The sequence below is a fragment of the Cupriavidus sp. YAF13 genome (assembly GCF_052113425.1).
Taxonomy (GTDB): domain Bacteria; phylum Pseudomonadota; class Gammaproteobacteria; order Burkholderiales; family Burkholderiaceae; genus Cupriavidus.
This window is the reverse complement of record NZ_JBFRDD010000035.1, coordinates 1-19745: the sequence shown is the minus strand read 5'-3', so window position 1 is coordinate 19745 and position 19745 is coordinate 1. Positions and strand designations below refer to the sequence as shown.

The 19745-nt window shown below is 69.1% G+C and carries 17 protein-coding genes; 11 read left to right on the top strand and 6 right to left on the bottom strand.

The window, feature by feature from the left end:
• Nucleotides 1-84 precede the first annotated feature (84 nt).
• Nucleotides 85-504 (top strand): hypothetical protein, encoded by a 420-nt coding sequence (locus AB4061_RS25620; protein WP_441638775.1) that lies wholly within the window; start codon nt 85-87, stop codon nt 502-504.
• 8 nt (nt 505-512) lie between these two features.
• Here AB4061_RS25620 and AB4061_RS25615 read toward each other — a convergent pair whose 3' ends face one another.
• Complete coding sequence (locus AB4061_RS25615) at nt 513-1511, bottom strand: GlxA family transcriptional regulator (RefSeq protein WP_441638773.1); 999 nt, start codon at nt 1509-1511, stop codon at nt 513-515.
• A gap of 209 nt (nt 1512-1720) precedes the next feature.
• Between AB4061_RS25615 and AB4061_RS25610 the strand changes: the two genes are divergently transcribed.
• The 7 genes from AB4061_RS25610 (at nt 1721) to AB4061_RS25580 (ending at nt 9169) form a co-directional block, all read left to right on the top strand.
• Nucleotides 1721-2785 (top strand): ABC transporter substrate-binding protein, encoded by a 1065-nt coding sequence (locus AB4061_RS25610; RefSeq protein WP_441638771.1) that lies wholly within the window; start codon nt 1721-1723, stop codon nt 2783-2785.
• Entirely contained in the window at nt 2766-3800 is a 1035-nt protein-coding gene (locus AB4061_RS25605) for an ABC transporter permease (protein ID WP_441638769.1), read from the top strand. The genes AB4061_RS25610 and AB4061_RS25605 overlap by 20 nt, the downstream gene beginning before the upstream one ends.
• Nucleotides 3794-4624 carry an ABC transporter ATP-binding protein gene (locus AB4061_RS25600; protein WP_441638767.1) on the top strand — a complete coding sequence of 277 codons (831 nt, stop codon included), beginning with the start codon at nt 3794-3796 and terminating at the stop codon, nt 4622-4624. Before AB4061_RS25605 ends, AB4061_RS25600 begins: the two co-directional genes overlap by 7 nt.
• Before the next feature lie 3 nt (nt 4625-4627).
• Nucleotides 4628-5572 carry a substrate-binding periplasmic protein gene (locus AB4061_RS25595; RefSeq protein WP_441638765.1) on the top strand — a complete coding sequence of 315 codons (945 nt, stop codon included), beginning with the start codon at nt 4628-4630 and terminating at the stop codon, nt 5570-5572.
• Nucleotides 5573-5628: 56 nt separating this feature from the next.
• Nucleotides 5629-6948, top strand: a complete 1320-nt coding sequence (locus tag AB4061_RS25590) for an acyl-CoA dehydrogenase family protein (protein WP_441638763.1) — start codon at nt 5629-5631, stop codon at nt 6946-6948.
• A gap of 7 nt (nt 6949-6955) precedes the next feature.
• Nucleotides 6956-8449, top strand: a complete 1494-nt coding sequence (locus AB4061_RS25585) for an FAD/NAD(P)-binding protein (protein WP_441638761.1) — start codon at nt 6956-6958, stop codon at nt 8447-8449.
• Between the two features lie 246 nt (nt 8450-8695).
• Nucleotides 8696-9169, top strand: a complete 474-nt coding sequence (locus AB4061_RS25580; RefSeq protein WP_441638759.1) for a hypothetical protein — start codon at nt 8696-8698, stop codon at nt 9167-9169.
• A 59-nt stretch (nt 9170-9228) separates the two neighbouring features.
• On the opposite strand, the gene shc is transcribed toward AB4061_RS25580, so the two are convergent.
• From shc to AB4061_RS25560, 4 genes are all read right to left on the bottom strand, one after another.
• Nucleotides 9229-11190, bottom strand: coding sequence for a squalene--hopene cyclase (gene shc / locus AB4061_RS25575; protein WP_441638991.1), 1962 nt, complete (start codon nt 11188-11190; stop codon nt 9229-9231).
• A 98-nt stretch (nt 11191-11288) separates the two neighbouring features.
• Nucleotides 11289-11864, bottom strand: coding sequence for a TetR/AcrR family transcriptional regulator (locus AB4061_RS25570; RefSeq protein ID WP_441638757.1), 576 nt, complete (start codon nt 11862-11864; stop codon nt 11289-11291).
• Between the two features lie 186 nt (nt 11865-12050).
• Nucleotides 12051-12800 (bottom strand): substrate-binding domain-containing protein, encoded by a 750-nt coding sequence (locus AB4061_RS25565; RefSeq protein ID WP_441638989.1) that lies wholly within the window; start codon nt 12798-12800, stop codon nt 12051-12053.
• Nucleotides 12801-13061: 261 nt separating this feature from the next.
• On the bottom strand, nt 13062-14021 hold the full coding sequence (locus AB4061_RS25560) for a LysR substrate-binding domain-containing protein (RefSeq protein WP_441638755.1): 960 nt from the start codon (nt 14019-14021) through the stop codon (nt 13062-13064).
• Nucleotides 14022-14304: 283 nt separating this feature from the next.
• On the opposite strand from AB4061_RS25560, the gene AB4061_RS25555 reads away from it, so the two are divergent.
• Nucleotides 14305-15504, top strand: a complete 1200-nt coding sequence (locus tag AB4061_RS25555; protein WP_441638753.1) for a GGDEF domain-containing protein — start codon at nt 14305-14307, stop codon at nt 15502-15504.
• 19 nt (nt 15505-15523) lie between these two features.
• Here AB4061_RS25555 and AB4061_RS25550 read toward each other — a convergent pair whose 3' ends face one another.
• Nucleotides 15524-16561, bottom strand: a complete 1038-nt coding sequence (locus AB4061_RS25550; protein ID WP_441638751.1) for an AraC family transcriptional regulator — start codon at nt 16559-16561, stop codon at nt 15524-15526.
• A gap of 214 nt (nt 16562-16775) precedes the next feature.
• Between AB4061_RS25550 and AB4061_RS25545 the strand changes: the two genes are divergently transcribed.
• Nucleotides 16776-17909: an acyl-CoA dehydrogenase family protein gene (locus AB4061_RS25545; protein ID WP_441638749.1), complete on the top strand. Its 1134-nt coding sequence runs from the start codon at nt 16776-16778 to the stop codon at nt 17907-17909.
• Between the two features lie 100 nt (nt 17910-18009).
• On the top strand, nt 18010-19530 hold the full coding sequence (locus tag AB4061_RS25540) for a CoA-acylating methylmalonate-semialdehyde dehydrogenase (protein ID WP_441638747.1): 1521 nt from the start codon (nt 18010-18012) through the stop codon (nt 19528-19530).
• The last annotated feature ends 215 nt before the right edge of the window (nt 19531-19745 follow it).

Genomic DNA, 19745 nt, shown 5'->3' with positions numbered 1-19745 from the left:
CGGCGCCGCTTGGTAATACGTTGAAACAAGCCGGTGGCCGCTGAAACGGAATCCGCCGGGCGCCGCGTTGCCCGCTGGCACGCCATGCTGCTAGCATCCCCCGGGAACGCGACCACCCCGAAGGCCATCACGATGCGCCGCAGCGCCCGCACTCTCCGCCTGATTCCCGTGGCGGCCTCGTTACTGCTCTCCTGCGCCGCCTTTGCGCAAGGCTCGCCCGCCGGCGGCGACGAAGCCATGAACGCGATCCAGAGCAACTTCGCGCGCATGACGCCTTCGCCGCGCACGGTGGACAGCATCAACCAGGAGTTGCGGCAGAACCACGCCGCGCCGGTCGGGACCAGCGCGCGTGGCGGCGGCCGCGGCCGGGGGCGCCAGCGCTCGCAAGACAGCACGCAGAACGGCACCGGTGGCACGGGCGCCGATACGCCGGCGAGCCAGGATCCGGGCCTTCACGCCAACGCGCCCTCCGCCGCCACATCGCCCGCCACAGGCAACCCGTAAGTGCCGCGCTATGGCTGCACGGCCCCAAACCGCTCGCGGTACTCGCGCGGCGTGATACCTAGCTGACGCAGGAACGCGCGCCGCAGCCCTTCATCCGACCCAAAGCCGGTGCGCGCGGCAATAGCCTTGAGCGGCAGCTCTCCTTGCTCCAGCAGCCGCCGCGCCCCTTCGATGCGCGCCGACTCGATGAACGCCATCGGGCTGGCACCCGCCTCCCGCGCAAACACGCGCCGGAAATTGCGCTCGCTCATCGCCACCCGCCCCGCCATTTCCTCCAGCGTGAAATCGTGTGCCAGGTTGGACAGGATCCAGTCCTGCACCCCGCGAATGCCGGCATGGCTGGTCGCCTGGCTGGCCAGGTGAAGGCTGTACTGCGATTGCCCGCCCGGGCGCTTGAGGTAGACCACCAGCTCGCGCGCCAGGTATAGGGCCAGGTCCCGGCCGAGATCCTCTTCCACCACGGCCAGCGCCAGGTCGATGCCGGCGGTCACCCCGGCGGACGTCCACAGGTTGCCCTGGCGGATGAAGATGGCATCCGCATCCACCTCCACGGCCGGAAAGCGCTGGCGCAGCAGCGTGGCCACGCTCCAGTGCGTGGTGGCGCGGCGCCCGTCCAGCACGCCCGCCGCCGCCAGGAAGAAGGTGCCCGAACACAGCGCAATCAATCGTCCGATGCGTGGCGCCACCGCGCGTGCCCACGGCACGATGCCTTCGGCATCGCCCATGGCCCGCTCGATGTCGCGCGCGCCGACAATCACCGCGATATCCGGCAGCAGCACGGGATCGAGCCGCGCCGTGGCCTCCAGCGTCATCAGCGTGTCCGAGCGCACCGGGCCGGCCTCCAGCGCCACCACCCGCGTGGCATAGGCCGGTGGCTGCCCGAGCTGGGCCAGCCGCACATTGGCGTAGTCGAACACCGTCATCGGGCCGATCGCCTCCATGGCCTTGAAGCCGGGATACACCACGATATCCACCCGCCTTGGGGCGGTGACTGCCTGCGCTTGCATCGATCTGACCGGAGCGGAAAGCGGCGATCTTAACCCAGCGGACTGCCGGCCACCGCCTCCGTACAAGCATATGCAGCAGCCGCATTAGTCGCTGGGCGTGCAAGCTTGTGCCAACAAATTCGTTCTATTGCAGTGAACCTGTTCTTAGCATGGTGCATATCGTCCACATCCCACCACATCGGGCATACCGCTGCCTAACGAGGAGTGTCATGCATCAAGAGCCAGAGCAACCGTTGGCCGACCACCGTCCCGCGTCCGCGGACAACCCGCGCAGCACCACCGCCCTGAGCCGCCGCGGCTGGCTACAGGCAGCCGGCACGCTGGCCGTGGCCAGCGGCATCGCGCCCTTTGTCTGGACGTCCCGGGCCAGCGCCGCCGGGCAGCTCAAGCCGATCAAGCTGGCCTGGAACGCCAGCGGCGTGTGCCTGGCGCCGGTCGCCGCCGCGGTGAAGGAAGGCATCTTCCGCAACCATGGGCTGGAGGTGGAGCTGATCAACTTCGGCGGCTCCACCGACCAGTTGCTGGAAGCCATCGCCACCAAGAAGGCCGACGCGGGCGTGGGCATGGCGCTGCGCTGGCTCAAGCCGCTGGAGCAGGGTTTTGACGTGAAGCTGACCGCCGCCACCCACGGCGGCTGCATGCGGCTGCTCACCCTGCGCAATTCCGGCGTGACCGACCTGAAGAGCCTCAAGGGCAAGACGGTGGCGGTCAGCGACATGGCCAGCCCGGCCAAGAATTTCTTCTCCATCCTGCTGGCCAAGCGCGGCATCGACCCGGTGCGCGACGTGCAGTGGCGCCAGTACCCGGCGGACCTGCTCGGCATCGCGCTGGAAAAAGGCGAGGCCCAGGCCGCCGCCGATGGCGATCCGCGCACCTACCTGCTGCGCAAGGAACGCAGCCTGGTCGAGGTGGCCACCAACCTGTCGGATGAATACGCCAACCGCTCCTGCTGCGTGCTGGGGATCCGCGGCAGCCTGCTGCGCGAGGACAAGCCGGCCGCCGCCGCGCTCACGCACGCCGTGCTGCAGGCGCAGGACTGGACGGTAGCCCACCCGGAAGAAACCGCCCGGCATTTCGCCGAGTTCGCCAAGGTACCGCAGGCCGATGTGGTGGCCATGCTCAAGAGCCACACCCATGGCCACCATCCGGTCGGCGCGGACCTGAAGAAGGAACTGGCGCAGTACACGGACGAGCTCAAGCTGGTGTCGGTCATCCGGCCGGGCACCGATTCCAACAAATTCGCGGAGCGCATCTATGCCAACGTTCTCGGCTGAAGGGCAACACGGCGCGCATGGCTTGCAGGATGCGCACGATGATTTCCTGGCCGTGCCCGCGCCCGCCGTGCCGCGCGTCTGGCTGGGTGGCGCGCTGGCCGCGGCGGCCTGGCTGAGCGTGGCGGCCATCGTCAAGTTCTGGCCGGAGCCGGAGGACTGGCCGCTGACCCATGAGACCGCCTCGCTGTTCGCGGGCATTGCCGCGGTGCTGCTGGTGCTGGCCTTCGTGCAGCACCGGCTGGGCGGCATTGGCGCCTCGTTGCGCCGCGCCGGGCCATGGCTGCTGGTGCTGGCGGTGCTGACCTTCATCTGGGAAGTGGTGACCGCCAAGCTCGGGCTGTTGCCGCGCCCGTTCTTCGCGCCACCGCAGGCGCTTGTCGAAGTCTTTGTCGAGGACTATGCGCGGCTGGCAGAGGCGGTGGCGCATTCGTTGCGCCTGCTGGCCACCGGCTACCTGCTGGGCGCGCTGGCGGGCTTCCTGACCGGCGTGTCCATCGGCTGGTCGACCCGCGCGGGCTACTGGGTCCATCCAGTGCTGCGCCTGTTGGGCCCGCTGCCGGCCACGGCCTGGCTGCCGATCGTGTTCTTCGCCTTTCCCAGCAGCGCCAGCGCCGCCACCTTCCTGGTGGCGCTGGCCACGTGGTTCCCGGTCACGGTACTGACCTGGTCCGGCGTGGCGGCGGTCGACCCGGCGTACTACGACGTGGCGCGCACGCTCGGCGCCAAGGAGCGTTTCCTGGTGCTCAAGGTGGCGGTGCCCGCGGCGCTGCCCAGCGTGTTCGTTGGCTTGTTCATGGGCCTTGGCGCGTCGTTCTCGGTGCTGGTGGTGGCCGAGATGCTGGGCGTCAAGTCCGGGCTGGGCTGGTATCTGCAATGGGCCCAGGGCTGGGCCGCCTACGCCAGCATGTACGGCGCGCTGCTGGTCATGGCGATCATCTTCTCGGGGCTCATCACGCTGCTGTTCCGCTCGCGGGATCGCCTGCTGGCATGGCAAAAAGGAGTGGTCAAATGGTAAGCGCCGTGCTCGACAAACCCGCCCAGGCCCAACCTGCGCAAGCCGCTACCGGCAGGGCCAGCGCCAGCAACGGCGTGCGCCTGGCGATCGACCAGGTGAGCCACCATTTCACGCTGCGCGACCAGGTGTTGCCGGTGCTCAGCCGCGTCAGCCTGACGGCCGATCCGGGCGAATTCGTGGCCCTGCTCGGGCCCAGCGGCTGCGGCAAGTCCACCCTGCTGCGGCTCGTTGCCGGGCTGGAGCCGCCGCGGCGCGGCACGCTGGCAGTGGATGGCGTGCCAATCAGCGGGCCGGACCCCAGCCGGGTGGTGGTGTTCCAGGACCCGACGCTGTATCCGTGGCGCACCGTATGGGACAACGCCGCGCTGGGCCTGGAGGCTCGCGGCTTGCTCGGCAGCCAGCGCGAGCGCGTGGACGATGCGCTGGCGCGCGTCGGCCTGACCGAGTTCGCGCGGGCCTATCCGCGCCAGTTGTCCGGCGGCATGGCGCAACGCGCCGCGCTGGCGCGTGCGCTGGTCAACGAGCCGCGCTTGCTGATCCTCGACGAACCGCTGGGCAAGCTCGATTCCCTCACACGCCTGAGCATGCAAGGCGAACTGGTTTCGCTGTGGCAGCGCTCGCGCTTTACCGCGCTGCTGGTCACCCACGACGTGGAAGAAGCGCTGCTGCTGGCAACCCGCGTGATCGTGTTCAGCGAACGCCCCGCCCGCATCACGGCGGAAATCAAGATCGATCGCGATTACCCGCGCCACCGCGACGATCCCGAGCTGATCCGGCTGCGCCGCGAGATCCTGGGCCTGCTGGGGCTGGGCCAGGGATGGTAAACCATGCCCGATGAGCTCTGGCATCTGAACGGCAGAGGGTGGCTGGGCCCGCATGCGGTGCAAGCGCGCGATCCAGCGCGCGCCCTGCCCCGCATACCGCCGGCAGCGCTGCGTGCTGCGCGGCGCGCGGCAGGCGCCATGGCGCTGGCCGCCAGCGCCATGGCCGTGCCGCTTTGGCTGTTCACGGGGGCACCCTGGCAAGCCCAACCGGCCGAGCCCGGCCCGCTGCTCCTGCAGGCTCGGGCGCGCGGCGAGCTGGTGGTGGGCGTGCACGCCTATCCGCGCCCCACGCCACCGGGCCAGCCCCTGGTCGCGGAGCCCGACCCGGGCGAGGCCGCGCTGGCCGCCGAGCTCGGCCGCGCACTGGGCGTGCCGGTGAGGCTGCGTCATCTGCCTGTTGCGGGCTTCGGCAAGAGCGCCAACGCGGATGTCGACCTCGCCTTCGGCGCGCCGCAGGACGGCGGACAGCCGCGCGCGGCTGCCGTGCCGGCACCGGCCACGCCGCGCGGCACCCTGCTGACGCTGCGCTACACGCCGGTCAGCCGGCTCCAAGCCCTCAACGGCAAGACGGCCTGCGTGAGCGCGGGCAGCCCTTTTCAACCCGCGCTGGTGCGCGCCGGCGCCGCGCTGCGCAGCTATCCCTCGCCGCTGCAGGCGTTGCTGGCATTCCGCCGCGGCGAGTGCGCGGCGGTGGCGGAAGACGCCACGCTGGTCGCCCGGGTGATGCGCTTGCCCGAATGGCGTTTCTTTACCGCGGCGCCGCTGGTGCTCGACGGCGAGGGCGCGGCGCTGGCGCTGCGCCAGCCAGACGCGCAATCCGCGCGCTACCTGGCGCAATGGCTGGCGCGCTGGCAGCGCGACGGGCGCCTTGCGCGGCTGCGCGACGCGGCCGCAGGCGACGCCGCTTTCAACATGATGCTGGTGGAAAGCGGGCTGATTTGCCACTAAGCACCCGCCACGCATAACCAAAGACAAAACAGCACAAGCACACGACAGGAGCAACCATGAGCTTGCAGTCCACCGGCACCACCAGCCGGCAGCGGATTTCCCAGTGGCATCGCGAGAGCGGCTTTGCCTCGGCGGAGCCTGCCGAGCCGGCCCCGCCACCGCCCGGCGCGGCCCGCGCAACGCCCACGCTTCCCTCCGACGAAGCACTGCATGCGTTGTCCGAACGCTTTGCCGCGCGCGCCGCCGCCCATGACCGCGATGGCAGCTTCGCCTTCGAGAACATCGCCGAGCTCCACCAGCTTGGCCTGCTCGCCCTGACCGTGCCGCGCGCGCTTGGCGGTGCCGGGGCGGGACTAGCCGACGCCCGCCGCATCGTCCATCACGTTGCCGCCGGAGATCCGTCTACCGCGCTGGTGCTGGTGATGCAGATCCTTGGACACCGCAACCTGGCGCAAGACACGCGATGGCCGGCGCCCGTGCGGGAGCAGGTGCAGCGCAGCGCGGTGGAGCAAGGCGCGCTGATCAACTCGCTGCGCGTGGAGCCCGAACTGGGGTCTCCCGCGCGCGGCGGCCTGCCGGCCACGGTGGCGCGCCGGCATGGCGAGGGCTGGCTGTTGTCCGGCCACAAGATCTACTCCACCGGCATCCCGGCCCTGAGCTGGCTGGCCGTGTGGGGGCGCACCGACGAGCCGGTCCCGCGCACCGGCGTGTTCCTGGTGCCGCGCGACGCGCCCGGCATCAGCGTGGTGCCCACCTGGGATCACCTCGGCATGCGCGCCACCGGCAGCCACGACGTGATCTTCGATAACACGCCGCTGCCCGCCGCCTACGCGGTCGACCTGCGCCTGCCCGCCGCCTGGGGCGAGCGCTACGACCCGGCCTGGGCCGTGTGGACATCGACCCTGCTCGGCACGCTCTACGACGCCGTGGCGCGCAGCGCCCGCGACTGGTTCGTGGCATGGCTCAACCTGCGCGCCCCCGGCAGCCTGGGCGCGCCGCTGGCCACCTTGCCGCGCTTCCAGGAAGCGGTGGGCCGCATCGACGGCTGGCTGCTGGCCAACCGCGTCCTGCTGGAGCGCTTCAGCGCGGACGCCGATGCCAGCGTGCCGGCCAGCGCGAGCGACAGCAACCTGCTCAAGCTCAACGTGACCGACAACGCCATCGCCGCCGTGGAGCTCGCGCTCAGGCACGCCGGCAACCCCGCCCTGTCGCGCGGCAACCCGCTTGAGCGCCACTACCGCAACGTGCTCTGCAGCCGCATCCACACGCCGCAGAACGACGCGATCCTGGCCGGCGCCGGCGCGCAGGCCCTGCGCGCGGCGGCCGACATCGCAACCCATGCCGCGGCAGCCACGCCGTCCGGCAGCCAAGCCTGAGGCCATCATGACCCGACCCGACTCCCAGCCGCGCCGCATCGCCATCGTCGGCGGCGGCATGGCCGGCACCCTGACCGCCATCCGCCTGCTGCGCGACAGTAGCGCCCCACTTGCTATCCACCTGTTCGAGCCACGCGCCGAGCCGGGGCGCGGCCTGGCCTACAGCACGCAAGACCCGGCCCACTACCTGAACGGGCCCGCGCTGAACTTCAGCCTGTATCCCGAAGCGCTGGAGGACTTCGCGCAATGGCTGGTGCGCCACGGGCATGCCAGCGCCGCCGAGGCCGACAATGCCTTCGCTGCGCGCAGCGTCTATGGCGACTACCTGCGAGACACCCTGGCGCGCGCCCTGGCCGGCGCCGCCGGACGCGCCACACTGGAGCACGTGCGTACGGAAATCACCGACGTGACCATCGGCGTGCCGCACCGCGTGCGCGGCGCCGACGGCCGCGCATGGGACGCCGACCACATCGTGCTGGCCACCGGCGTGCAGCAGGCACGGCCAGCGCTGGCACAAGACGACACGCTGGAGGCCGTCGGCCGCTACATCCCGGATCCCTGGCAACCCGATGCACTCGCCCGGCTCGCCAGCGCGCGCGACATCGCCTTGATCGGCACCAGCCTGACCATGCTCGACGTGGTTGCCACGCTGGAACGGCACGGCTTCACCGGCACCTACCACGCGTTCTCACGGCGCGCGCTGGTGCCCTGGCTGCGCCGCAACACCGGCCCCTGCGATGACTTCCTCGCCGCCGCCGGGCCCGAAGCGCTGGCCGCGCCCACCGCCCGCGGCGTGGTCCGCTGGGTGCGCCAGCAGTGCGACAAGCTGGCCGCCCGGGGCCTCGACTGGCAGAGCGTGCCGCCCGCGCTGCGCACCTACATCGGCCCGCTGTGGGCAGCCGCCAGCGTGCCGGAGCGCCAACGCTTCCTGCGTCATGTGCGCCCCTTCTGGGACAACCTGCTGCATCGCGCGGCACCGCCCACGCACGCGGTCTTCGAGGCCGTGCGTGCGCAGGGCCGCCTGCATGTGCACGCCGCCCGCGTCACCGCGCTCGATGCCGTGGCCAGCAAGAATGAAGTGAATGACGCCACCGGCTGGCAACGCGGCCCCACAGGCAAAGCGGAGAAACACGTCCGCGTAGCTCTGCACCTCTCCCGCGAACTGCAAGCCCCGGCCACGGTGGACGCCGCCATCAACTGCACCGGCGCGGAATACGGCTGGCACGCCGGCAACACCCGGCCGCTGGTGCGCAGCCTGCTGGCGCGCGGCCTGGTCCGGCCAGCGGCAGCCGGATCCGGCCTGGACGGCGATGCGCACGGCCGCGTATTCGATCGCGGCGGCCGCCTCGTGCCGGGCCTCAGCGCACTGGGCGCGCCGCTGCGCGGGGCGCTGTGGGAGTCCGGCACCATCATCGACGTGCGCAACCAGGCCGCAGCGCTGGCGGCACGGCTGGCGGAGGAACTCGGACTAACGGCCGAAATCGAGGCGCAGGCAGCTTAGCTGCCTGGCATCCGGCCAAAGGGAACGCGCAGCCTGAAACCGGCAACGCTTGCCAAGCGCACCCGCCGTTGGCATATAATCTGGTCCGGGCGCCGGCAGGGCGCCCGCTCCCGCAAAAGCCAGCGCACCTGCCCGCCCGTACCGTACGGTGCCGAGCGATCCAGCCCGGCACCGCCAGTTCGTTGCAAGAACCACACCGTTGACCTTTTTTGCCGCCGCGGGAAACGGCATTGCAAAGGACATGACATGTGGCTCACGACACTCAACACGCCAGCTCGCCCCCCCAATAGCGATTTCCTGCGCCGCCATGCACGCAGGCTGCTGCGCCAGCTCCACGCCGAACAAGCCATGCAGGCGCTACCGGTAATCCGGCGCATCCACCGCGCGCAGGTACGCACGCAGGTACGTACGGAGAGCGTCGCGGAACTCTACCGGCTGCGCCACACCCTGCAGCTCAAGCACTGCCTGCAACTGCTGGCGGCCGAACTGGGCTACACCAGCTGGTCCGCATGCAAACGCGACATCGACGGCCGGCCCGCCAGGGTACTGGACCGCTACCGCCTCGACCTTGGACAGTTCGGCGACTACCAGCAACTCTGGTTCGCCGACCGGCAAGGCGCCCAGGCATGGCAAGCGTCCAACGGCGGTTACGTGGTGGCGTATGGCGAGCAAGCGGCGGTACTGCTGACGGGCAACGCCATGCCGGCGATGCGTGACTGACCGGAGGGCCTTGTGAGGCACCTCGGGGCGCCTCGGGGCGCCTCGGGGCGCCTCGGCACCTACTTCTCCACCGGGCGCCTTGCCAGCTGACGGTAGCGCGTCAGCGCCCATAGCGGAAAGTAGGCGGTATAGCCGTGGTACTTCAGGTAGTAGATGCGGGGGAAGCCCGGCGCATTGTGCGACGGATGCTGCCAAAGTCCGCTGCCAGCCTGGCAGTCCAGCAGGTAAGCAATGCCCCTGCGCACCGCGGGCGTATCCACCTCGCCCACGGCGAAGAGGGCCAGCAGCGCCCAGGCGGTGCAGTTGGGCGTGCTCTCGCCTTCATTGGTGCCGGCCAGCGAGTCATCGAAGTAGCTATCGTTGGTCTCGCCCCATCCGCCGTCAGCGTGCTGGCAGCGTAGGAGCCAGTCGACTGCCTTGCGGATATAGGGCTGGCGCACGTCCTCGCCCACCAGCGCCAGGCCCGCCAGCACACTCCAGGTGCCATAGATATAGTTGCTGCCCCAGCGTCCCCACCAGGCGCCGTCGGCGCGCTGCGCGCGGCGCAGGTAGGCCACGCAGCGCTCGACGGCGGCGGCGTGCGTTTCGCGGTTTCCGCTCAGGCCGATGCATAGCAGCACACGCCCGGAAACGTCCTCGGTGGGCGGATCCAGCAGGGCGCCATGGTCGGCGAAGGGGATGCGGTTCAGGTACTCGCGATCGCAATTGGCATCGAAGGCGCCAAAGCCGCCGTTGCGCGATTGCAGGCCCACCATCCATTTCACGGCGCTCGCGACCGCGTCCTGGTAGCGCTCGGGCTGGCCGATTCGGCGCGCTTGCACGGCCAGCATGGCCGCTACCACAGCACTGTCGTCGATGTCCGGGTAATAGGCATTGGCGTACTGGAACGCCCAGCCGCCGGGCTGCACCGACGCCGGCACGTGCTTGCCCCAATCGCCGCGCAGGTCTCGCACCTGCCGCGCTTCCAGCCAGTCGTAGGCGCGCTGCACCGCCTGCTGTGTGCGCGCGTCGGTGCCGGCGTGCTGCAAGGCCATGATGCTCCAGGCGGTATCCCACACCGGTGACAGACAGGGCTGGCAATAGGCCGAGCCGTCGGCGCGGCGCACCACGAGCTTGCGGATCGCGGCCAGGCAGGTAGCGCGTGCCGGATCGGTCTTCGGCACGCCAAGCAGCGTCATCATCTCGTACCAGTACACCATCGGCGGAAAGATACCGCCCAGGCCATCTTCGCCGTTCATCCGCTCCACGCACCAGGCTTGCGCCTGGGCGATCGCCCGCCGGCGCACCGCAGCGGGAATCAGCGGCTCGATCGCGCGTGCCAGCTTGTCTGCCACCAGGAAAGCCTTGCGCATCAGGCCCTCGCGGGAGAAATAGTGCCGCTCGCGCTCGGGTGGCGTGACGAACAGCTCGCTGACCCCGACACCGTGCGGATTGGCGGCCTTGGCCCGCAACGAGCACAGCACCGTCAGCGGCACCAGCGTGGAGCGCGCCCAGTAGGCCATCTTGTCCAGATGCACCGGCGCCCAGCGTGGGAACAGCATGAGCTCGACCGGCACGAAGGGCGTGGCGCGCCAAGGCACCTGCCCGAACGTGGCCAGGAGGATGCGGGTGAAAACATTGGACTTGGCGGCCCCGCCCTGCGCCAGGATGGCGCGGCGGGCCTGGGCCATGTGCGGGGCATCAGGGTCGTCGCCGGCCGCCTTCAGCGCGAAGTAGGCCTTGACGCTGCATGACACATCGAGCGCACCGCCGTGGTACTGGTCCCAGCCACCATGACGGTCTTGCCGCTGGATGCTTCGCAGGTAGACGGCCATCGCCGCCTGCAAGTCGGCATCGATTTCGTCCACGAAGTGCATCATCAGGATGTACTCCGCGGTAATGGTGGCATCCGACTCCAGCTCGAAGCACCAGTGGCCGTCGCGCTGCTGGTGGCTCAGCAGAGCCTCGCGGGCCGCGTCGATGGCCCGGTGCAAATTTGCGTCGGCGCCCGGTGTGGCGGGTGTGGCGGGTGTGTCTTGCACGGGCGTGCCGGCGTCCTGCCAGGGGCTAAATTGAGCGCTTGGCTGGGTATTCAGTTGGGTATTCAGGGAGGTACTCAATTGAGCGTTCGATCGTGCGTTCATTGCGGCTGGCACCGCGTCATCTGGTCCAGCTGGCGCAGGACCTCGGCCCTCAGCCCGGGTTCCATCGACTGGCTGCCCAGCAGGTCGGCGAGCCACAGCCCGTCAGCAGCCAGGCGGCAAATCATCAGCCTCGCCGCTTCCGCAGCGGGCAGCGGATCGGGCCTTGCGATTTCGGCGATGCGTGGTGCCCAGCGATCGCGCGTATCGGCATCGGTCAGCATCAACGCCAGCAGCAGATGCAGATAGCTGGCGGCGTCCTCTTTCCGCTCTTCCTGCAACGTCGCTCGCATATAGGCCCGCGCCGCGCGGCCCTCAGCCTGCGTGTCGCCGGCGATCGACGCGGCCACATCGGCGTTGAATGTCTCGACCGCATCGTCGAAGAGCGCGTCCAGCAGCGCCTGCTTGTTGCGGAAATGATGCTGCAAGCCACCCTTGCTGACGCCGGCACGCGCCGCCACCGCATCCAGCGTCACGGCGCGCAGGCCGGATTCGAGTGCGAGCTGGGCAGCGGCGTGCAATAGCTGCGGGCGCAGCACGTCGGGCTGCTTCTTTCGGCGGTGTGCTTCGGTCATGGACGCGGATCATACCATCCAGACGGATTGTTTTGAATCCGGATGCGCGGCGCGCCAAGAACCCGTTTCAGAATGAAGTCTCTTCGCGCAGGCGCAGACCTGCGCGAGCCGCTTCGCCGCTGCTCCCGATTGCCAGGGCAAGCGCCAGGGCGAACGCGCAACCAGCGCCCGCCCCGCCTCTCACACTCACTGCCCCCGCGTATCCCCCACGACCGGATCCATCCCGCTGCGTTCGATCTCCCCCCGCGCCGCAGGCGAAGCCAGATAGCGAATCAACGCGCGCCCGGCCTCCGGATGCTCCGCCCCCACCGGCACGCCGGCGGCGAAGGTAGTGATCTTCTGCAAAGGCTCTGGAATCTTGCCAACGAAGCTGGCGCCCTTGACCGGTAGCAGCTCGCTGACCTGCTGCAGCCCGATCTGGTAATCGCCCTGCGCCACCACTCTGCCAACCGGCGTTTTCTCGATCTTGTGGGCTCGGCCCTTGACCTGCGCCTCGATGCCCAGCTTCTTGAACATCTCCGTCTCGACATACACGCCGCTGGCGCTGTCCGAGTAGGCGATGGACTTGGCATCCAGCAGGGTCTTGCGGAATGCATCGACGGTGCTGATATCCGGCATGGGCGCGCCCTCGCGCACCGACAGGCCGATGCGCGAATCGGCCAGGTCGACCCGGCTGTCCGGCAGCACCTTGCCTTGCTTGATCAGGTCATCCAGCGCATAGGCCACCATGATCACCACGTCGGCATGCTCGCCGCGCGCGAGCCGGTTGGGAATGGCCTCGGGCGACTTGCCCATCGAGGGGCCCCATGCGGTGGACAGCGTATTGCCGGTGGCCTTCTCGAAGCCCGGGCCAAGCGCCTTGTAGGCTGCGGTGAAGCCGCCCGAATTCATGACCTTGACCTCGTCGGCGAGCGCATTGCCGGCGGCCAGCGCCATGCTGGCCACGCCGGCCAGCAGAAGTGCCAGCCATGGCTGCTTGTGTTGCCGAGGGAAACGGGAAGGGGGAACAAGCTTGCGGGCTGCCTTGACGGGGTACGGCACGGCAATGGTCGGCATGGTCGGCATGGTCATATGCGCTCTCTGTGGGCATTGAAATGGGAATCGGCCTGCCCGCTTCAGTCTCCGCGGCACAGGCCGACCATTGTATGCAAGCACCGCGCACGGCGATAATGCAATATTTCTTGGCTTTGATCGGTTTTACGCATCAATTCCGGTGCCAGTACCCCCGCCTTGCGCCGATGTGGCCGCGCTCCTGCCGCGCCGTGCCACCGCCTGCCCGACCATGTCGTACAGCGCTTGCGCATGCGCCGGCAGCGTACGCCCACGGCGGCGCAGGATGCCCAGCGTGCGGGATACGGCGGGATCGCGCAGGGGAACCGCGACCAGCGTGGCACGCTCGCCACCGGGCAGCGCCAGGCGCGGCACGGCCGCTACCCCCAGCCCGGCTTCCACCAGCGCCAGCACGCTGCTGACATGGCGCACCTCGTAGAAGGCGGCCGGCCGCAGCGGCAGCTCGGCCAGGGCAAGATCCAGCATCAGCCGGTTGCCGCTCGACTTGGCTAACGCTACCAGCGTGTGGGCGCCAAGTTCAGCCCATTTCACCGAGCGGCGCCGGGCCAGCGGATGATCGTGGCGGCAAGCCAGCACGAAAGGATCGCGCAGCAAGGGCTCGAACAGCAGGTCGGCCTCCTGCGTGCCGATGAAGTTCAGGCCAAAGTCCGCCTCGCCGCTGGCCACGCTGTGCAGGACGACGTTGGCGCCTTCGTCCACCATCTTGACGCGGACGTTGGGGAATTGCGCATGAAAGCGCGCGATCACCGCCGGCAGGAAGTAATGCGCCGCCGACGGCACGCAGGCAACCGTCACTTCGCCCGAGCGCGTCGCGGCCGCGTCGCCGATGCCCATCAGGGAAGATTCCACCTCCGCCAGCAGCGCGCGCGCCTTGCCGACAAACTCCCGGCCCACCACGGTCAGGGTGACGCGGCGCGTGGTGCGCTCGAACAGCCGCACATTGAGCGCCTGCTCCAGTTTGTCGATACGGCGCGACAGGGCCGGCTGCGACAGGCTGAGTGCCTCGGCGGCGGCGCGGAAGCCGCCTTGCTCCACCACGGCGACCATCGCCTGCAGGTCGCCGAGGTCGAATCTGATCGGTTGCATTGTGTTCCAGGCTAGGGCAATGATGAAGGGATCAGGCAGGCATTGATGCGCCCCGCCGATCAAAGCGCTCCGCCCAGCATTCTAGCCGTCCGCCCCCCGGCGCGTCCTCTCGCGCCAGCCTCTGGCAGGCGGATGTCCGACACCCCACGTGCGTAGGTGAATGGGGGCAGCGCCACTGAGGTATTCTCCCGAGCTTCGCCGCCAGGCCCGGCGAGCCGACCCGTCTCATCAAGCCGCATCGCGTCTCATCGCGCCCACCCACTGCACCGGAGGATATTTGCAGATGTCGGACCCGCTCGCCCTGCTAGCCGTCACGACGCTCCTTAGCGTCATGATGCTGGCGATCGTCTGGTCGCTGCGGCGCTGCGGCCAGCCGGGCGCGACGCTGTGGTGGCAGGCCAACCTGACGGCCATGGTCGCGCTGCTGCTGATTACACTGCGCGACAGGATCCCGGATGTGCTGTCGATCGTGGTGGCCAACGGCGCGCTGGCTTGGGGGCTGGCATTGTTTCATGCGGGCATCGCCCGCTTCTGCGGGCGGCAGCCACCCTGGCGCGCGATGATCGCCGGCACCCTCGCCGTGGTGGCCGGCGTCGTGACGTGGCGCTATGTATTCAATGATTTCAATACCCGCGTGGTCATCGTCTCGGCATTCCACGCCACGTTCTGCGCCTGCGCGGGGTACGTGCTGGTGCGCTACCGCCCGCGCGCGCGCCCGGCCAGCCATTACCTGACCACCGCCGGATTCGCCTTCTTCCTGTCCGCGGCGCATGCATTGCGGGGCGTGCTGTCCGCGCTCTCGGTCATGGACCATCCGGCCACGACGAGCACGCCCGGATTGAATGCCGCCTTCCTGGTGCTCGGCGCGCTGGCTATGCCGGGGCTCACCATGGGCGCCGTGCTGATGATCCACGACGCGATGGTGCGCCAGCTCGAGGCCGTGGCCAACACAGATTTCCTGACCGGCGTGATGTCGCGCAAGGCGTTCGAGAACGAGGCTGCGCGCGAACTGGCGCGCGCCGGGCGCGGCGGCCCCCCGCCGGTGCTGCTCATCATCGACATCGACCACTTCAAGGCGGTCAACGACACCTTCGGCCATGCCGCCGGCGATGCCGTGCTGGTGGAGTTCGCGCGCCTGGCCGCCGCCAGCCTGCGCGCGCCTGATAGCATCGGCCGCATGGGCGGCGAGGAATTCGTCGTGCTGCTGCCCGCCAATTCGCTGGAAGAGGCCCGCCCTGCCGCCGAGCGCATCCGCCTGCTGGCCGAAGGTAGCCGAGTCAGCGGCCCGTTTGGCACCGTGCGCTACACGGTGAGCGGCGGCTATGCCCGGTGGCACCCCGGCGAGAGCCTGGCGCAACTCACCGCGCGCGCCGATACGGCGCTCTACATGGCCAAGCTGTCGGGACGCAACCGCATGCTGGCGCACGTGCCTGCCCCGGCAGCGGCCGGCGTGCCCGCCGAACTGGCCACTGGCAAACTTTGACTGAGCCGGAAAGGCGGTCCTAAGCCTGCAACGGCGTGCCCCGGTACGCCCCGGGCCGCAGCCCGGTCCAGCGCCGGAAGGCGCGATGGAACGCACCCGGCTCGGCAAAGCCAAGCTCGGCCGCGATTTCCGCCAGCGGACGGCTGGAATGGCTCAGCGCTTCGATGGCCAGGTCGCGCCGCATCTCATCCTTCAGTTGCTGGTAGGTCCCACCCTCCTCCATCAGCCGGCGCCGTAGCGACGATGACGACATATGCACGTCGTGCGCCAGGCGGTCGAAGGTGGGCCACTGCTCCGGCGGCTGCGAGCGCAACTGGCGCCGCACCCGCGCCATGATGCTGGTGCGGTCGGTGTATTTCACCACCACGTTGTGCGGTGCGTCGCGCAGGAAGGCCTTGAGGCTGCGCTCGTCCTGGTGCACCGGCTGGTCCAGCCAGGCCGCGTCGAACACCAGCGCCGTGGCCGGCTGGCCGAACGCCAGGTGGCGCGAGTACATCAGGCGGTACTCGGCGCTATAGGCCGGCTCCGGATAGCTGAACGCCGCCAGCAGCACGGGCACCCGCCGGCGCAGCAGCCAGCTCATCAGCCCGTGCAGCATGATCAGCATGGTCTCCTGTGCAAACACGCCCGGCGGCTGGCTAGAGGTGGCCGTCAGCACCAGGGCGGCCCGTCCGCGCTTGCCGGCGCCCGGCTCACCGCCCACGCCTTCGCGCTCCAGCCGCACGCCGATATCGTCCAGCAGCAAACCGAAATAACGCACCACCCTCTCCAGCCCCTGCGCCAGCGTCTTGCTGCCGACAATGGCGTGGCACAGCATGGCAAAGCTGCCGCACTTCATGCGGCGCGAGTCCTGGCCAAAGAACTCGTCGTCCAGCGCGGCGGCCACCTCCAGCCACAACGCGCTATAGCTTGCCGCCGACACGCGCGCCTGCGGCACCGCCAGCAGGGCCGGCACGATGCCCGCCGCCTGCAGCACCGGCTCCGGCGCGATGCCGCGCGCGCGCAAGCCCGCGATGGCGTGATGCACGAAGCAGATGGCGACGCTGTGTTTTTCCATGGAAAGGCAAGGATCTGGAACGGATGGCTTCCTGGCCCGGGCTTGCCGGCAGTGGCAAACGAGTTCAGCAAGGTTGGCGGATTCTGGCATAGGAGCGCCCCGCCTGTCTTCCTACACTTGCTGCCAACACTCCCGCCCAGTGCGGGCCACCAGACCGCCAGCCTCACCTGGATTGCGTGCCCCCAACGACAATCCCGGCCCAACCCGAGCCGCCATGCACCACGAATTCAGCGAACAGCAAGCCATGATCCGCGACACCGCTCGCACCTTCGCCAGCGAGCGGCTGGCGCCCTGCGCCGCCGAGTGGGACCGTGCCGGCCAGTTGCCGCCCGAGGTGGTGGCGGAGATGGGCGCGCTAGGGCTGCTCGGCATGATCGTGCCCGAGGAATGGGGCGGCACGTATACCGACTACATCGCCTACGCGCTGGCCATCGAGGAAATCGCCGCCGGCTGCGCTGCCTGCGCCACCCTGATGAGCGTGCACAACTCGGTGGGCTGCGGCCCGATCCTGCACTACGGCACGCAGGCGCAAAAAGAGCGCTACCTGCCGCGCCTGGCCAGCGGCGAGATCATCGGCGCGTTCTGCCTGACCGAGCCGCAGGCCGGCTCGGAAGCGCACAACCTGCGCACCCGGGCACGCGCCACGGACAATGGCTGGGTGCTGTCCGGCAGCAAGCAGTTCGTCACCAACGGCCAGCGCGCCGGCGTGGCCATCGTGTTTGCCGCCACCGAGCCGGCACAAGGCAAGCGCGGCCTGTCGGCCTTCGTGGTGCCTACCGATACGCCCGGCTTCTCGGTGCACACGCCCGAGCGCAAGATGGGCATCCGCGCCTCCGACACCTGCGCCATCACGCTGGACGACTGCCACGTGCCGCACGACGCGCTGCTCGGCGAACCCGGCGAGGGACTGCGCATTGCCCTGTCGAACCTGGAGGGCGGGCGCATCGGCATTGCCGCGCAGGCACTCGGCATCGCCCGCTCGGCCTTTGAAGCCGCCTGCCGCTACGCCGCCGAGCGCGTGCAGTTTGGCCGCCCGCTGCGCGAGCATGCGCCTATTGCCAACATGCTGGCCGACATGGCCACCGAGCTCAACGCGGCACGCCTGCTGGTGCACCGCGCCGCGCATATGCGCACGGCCGGCCAGCCCTGCCTGTCGGAAGCCTCGCAGGCCAAGCTCTATGCCTCCGAGCTGGCCGAGCGCGTGTGCTCCAAGGCGCTGCAGATCCATGGCGGCTACGGCTACCTGGAAGACTATCCGGTCGAGCGCCATTACCGCGACGCCCGCATCACGCAGATCTACGAAGGCACCAGCGAGATCCAGCGCATGCTGATCGCCCGCACCCTCTGAGCCGGCTGCCCGACCACTCGCCCGACGAATTGCCCGACCACTTGCCCGACCACTTTCCTGCCTTGCAGCACCCACACTTAGAACCGACGGAGACTACCCCATGAGTGCCCAGAACCCCAACGCCGCCGTGCCCACCGTCAAGCTGTTGATCAACGGCGAGTGGGTGGAGTCCGCCGCCACCGAATTCCGCCCCGTGGTCAATCCGGCCACCCAGCAGGTGCTGGCGCAAGTGCCGCTGGCCACCGCAGCCGAGGTCAATGCCGCCGTGGGCGCCGCGCACCGCGCCTTTGCCACGTGGCGCCACACGCCGCTGGGCGCGCGCCTGCGCATCATGCTCAAGTACCAGGCGCTGATCCGCGAGCACAGCAAGCGCATCGCCGCCATCCTCACCGCCGAGCAAGGCAAGACCCTGGCCGACGCCGAAGGCGACATCTTCCGCGGGCTTGAGGTCGTGGAACACGCCTGCTCGATCGGCACGCTGCAGCAAGGCGGCTTTGCCGAGAACGTGGCCGCCACCGTCGACACCTACACCCTGCAGCAGCCGATTGGCGTGTGCGCCGGCATCACGCCGTTCAACTTCCCGGCCATGATCCCGCTGTGGATGTTCCCCATGGCGATCGTGTGCGGCAACACCTTCGTGCTCAAGCCATCGGAGCAAGACCCGCTGTCCACCATGGAACTGGTCAAGCTGGCCATCGAGGCCGGCGTGCCCGCCGGCGTGCTCAACGTGGTCCATGGCGCGCGCGAGGTGGTGGACGCGCTGTGCACGCACCCGGACATCAAGGCGGTTTCCTTCGTCGGCTCCACTGCCGTGGGCACCCACGTCTACAACCTCGCCGGCGCGCACGGCAAGCGCGTGCAATCGATGATGGGCGCCAAGAACCACGCCGTGGTGCTGCCCGACGCGCACCGCGAGCACACGCTCAACGCGCTGGCCGGCGCGGCCTTCGGCGCCGCCGGCCAGCGCTGCATGGCGACGTCGGTAGCCGTGCTGGTCGGCGCCGCGCGCGAATGGCTGCCCGAACTGGTGCGCAAGGCCGCCACGCTCAAGGTCGGCGCCGGCATCGAGCCCGGTACCGACGTATGCCCGGTGGTATCCGTCGCCGCCAAGCAGCGCGTGCTCGGCCTGATCGAAGCCGGCGAACGCGAAGGCGCCACGCTGGCGCTCGATGGCCGCAACGTGCAGGTAGCCGGCTACCCCGAAGGCAATTTCATCGGCCCGACCGTGTTTGCCGATGTCACCACCGAGATGTCCATCTACACCCAGGAAATCTTCGGCCCGGTGCTGGTAGTGATCGGCGTCGACACGCTGGACGAAGCCATTGCCCTGGTCAACCGCAACCCCTTCGGCAACGGCACCGGCGTATTCACGCAAAGTGGCGCGGCTGCCCGCAAGTTCCAGAGCGAGATCGACGTCGGCCAGGTCGGCATCAACATCCCCATCCCGGTACCCGTGCCCTACTTCAGCTTCACCGGCTCACGCGGCTCCAAGCTCGGCGACCTCGGCCCCTATGGCAAGCAAGTGGTGCAGTTCTATACGCAGACGAAGACCGTCACGGCAAGGTGGTTTGACGATGCAACGGTGAATGATGGGGTGAATACGACGATCAGCCTGCGCTGATTGGCACGCATCGGCTTCGGCCAGCGCCCGCCCTCTCCCCCGGCCCCTCTCCCACAAGTGCTCAGGATTACCCACAAATCTGGGGGGCGAAGGTGGAAAAGCGGTTGTAAACCGCTGTAAACCTGTGTTAATTTGCTTGCCGTCATTCACCGCGATGTACGCCATTGCCTTCCACCTCCGACTCCGACGACTGGGCCTGGGCGATCGACGAATTT

Bases quoted from the DNA above. Each gene is read 5' to 3' on its own strand.
- AB4061_RS25620 (WP_441638775.1), top strand. From the start codon at position 85: ATGCTGCTAGCATCCCCCGGGAACGCGACCACCCCGAAGGCCATCACG.
- AB4061_RS25615 (WP_441638773.1), bottom strand. From the start codon at position 1,511: ATGCAAGCGCAGGCAGTCACCGCCCCAAGGCGGGTGGATATCGTGGTG.
- AB4061_RS25610 (WP_441638771.1), top strand. From the start codon at position 1,721: ATGCATCAAGAGCCAGAGCAACCGTTGGCCGACCACCGTCCCGCGTCC.
- AB4061_RS25605 (WP_441638769.1), top strand. From the start codon at position 2,766: ATGCCAACGTTCTCGGCTGAAGGGCAACACGGCGCGCATGGCTTGCAG.
- AB4061_RS25600 (WP_441638767.1), top strand. From the start codon at position 3,794: ATGGTAAGCGCCGTGCTCGACAAACCCGCCCAGGCCCAACCTGCGCAA.
- AB4061_RS25595 (WP_441638765.1), top strand. From the start codon at position 4,628: ATGCCCGATGAGCTCTGGCATCTGAACGGCAGAGGGTGGCTGGGCCCG.
- AB4061_RS25590 (WP_441638763.1), top strand. From the start codon at position 5,629: ATGAGCTTGCAGTCCACCGGCACCACCAGCCGGCAGCGGATTTCCCAG.
- AB4061_RS25585 (WP_441638761.1), top strand. From the start codon at position 6,956: ATGACCCGACCCGACTCCCAGCCGCGCCGCATCGCCATCGTCGGCGGC.
- AB4061_RS25580 (WP_441638759.1), top strand. From the start codon at position 8,696: ATGTGGCTCACGACACTCAACACGCCAGCTCGCCCCCCCAATAGCGAT.
- AB4061_RS25570 (WP_441638757.1), bottom strand. From the start codon at position 11,864: ATGACCGAAGCACACCGCCGAAAGAAGCAGCCCGACGTGCTGCGCCCG.
- AB4061_RS25565 (WP_441638989.1), bottom strand. From the start codon at position 12,800: ATGGCGCTGGCCGCCGGCAATGCGCTCGCCGACGAGGTCAAGGTCATG.
- AB4061_RS25560 (WP_441638755.1), bottom strand. From the start codon at position 14,021: ATGCAACCGATCAGATTCGACCTCGGCGACCTGCAGGCGATGGTCGCC.
- AB4061_RS25555 (WP_441638753.1), top strand. From the start codon at position 14,305: ATGTCGGACCCGCTCGCCCTGCTAGCCGTCACGACGCTCCTTAGCGTC.
- AB4061_RS25550 (WP_441638751.1), bottom strand. From the start codon at position 16,561: ATGGAAAAACACAGCGTCGCCATCTGCTTCGTGCATCACGCCATCGCG.
- AB4061_RS25545 (WP_441638749.1), top strand. From the start codon at position 16,776: ATGCACCACGAATTCAGCGAACAGCAAGCCATGATCCGCGACACCGCT.
- AB4061_RS25540 (WP_441638747.1), top strand. From the start codon at position 18,010: ATGAGTGCCCAGAACCCCAACGCCGCCGTGCCCACCGTCAAGCTGTTG.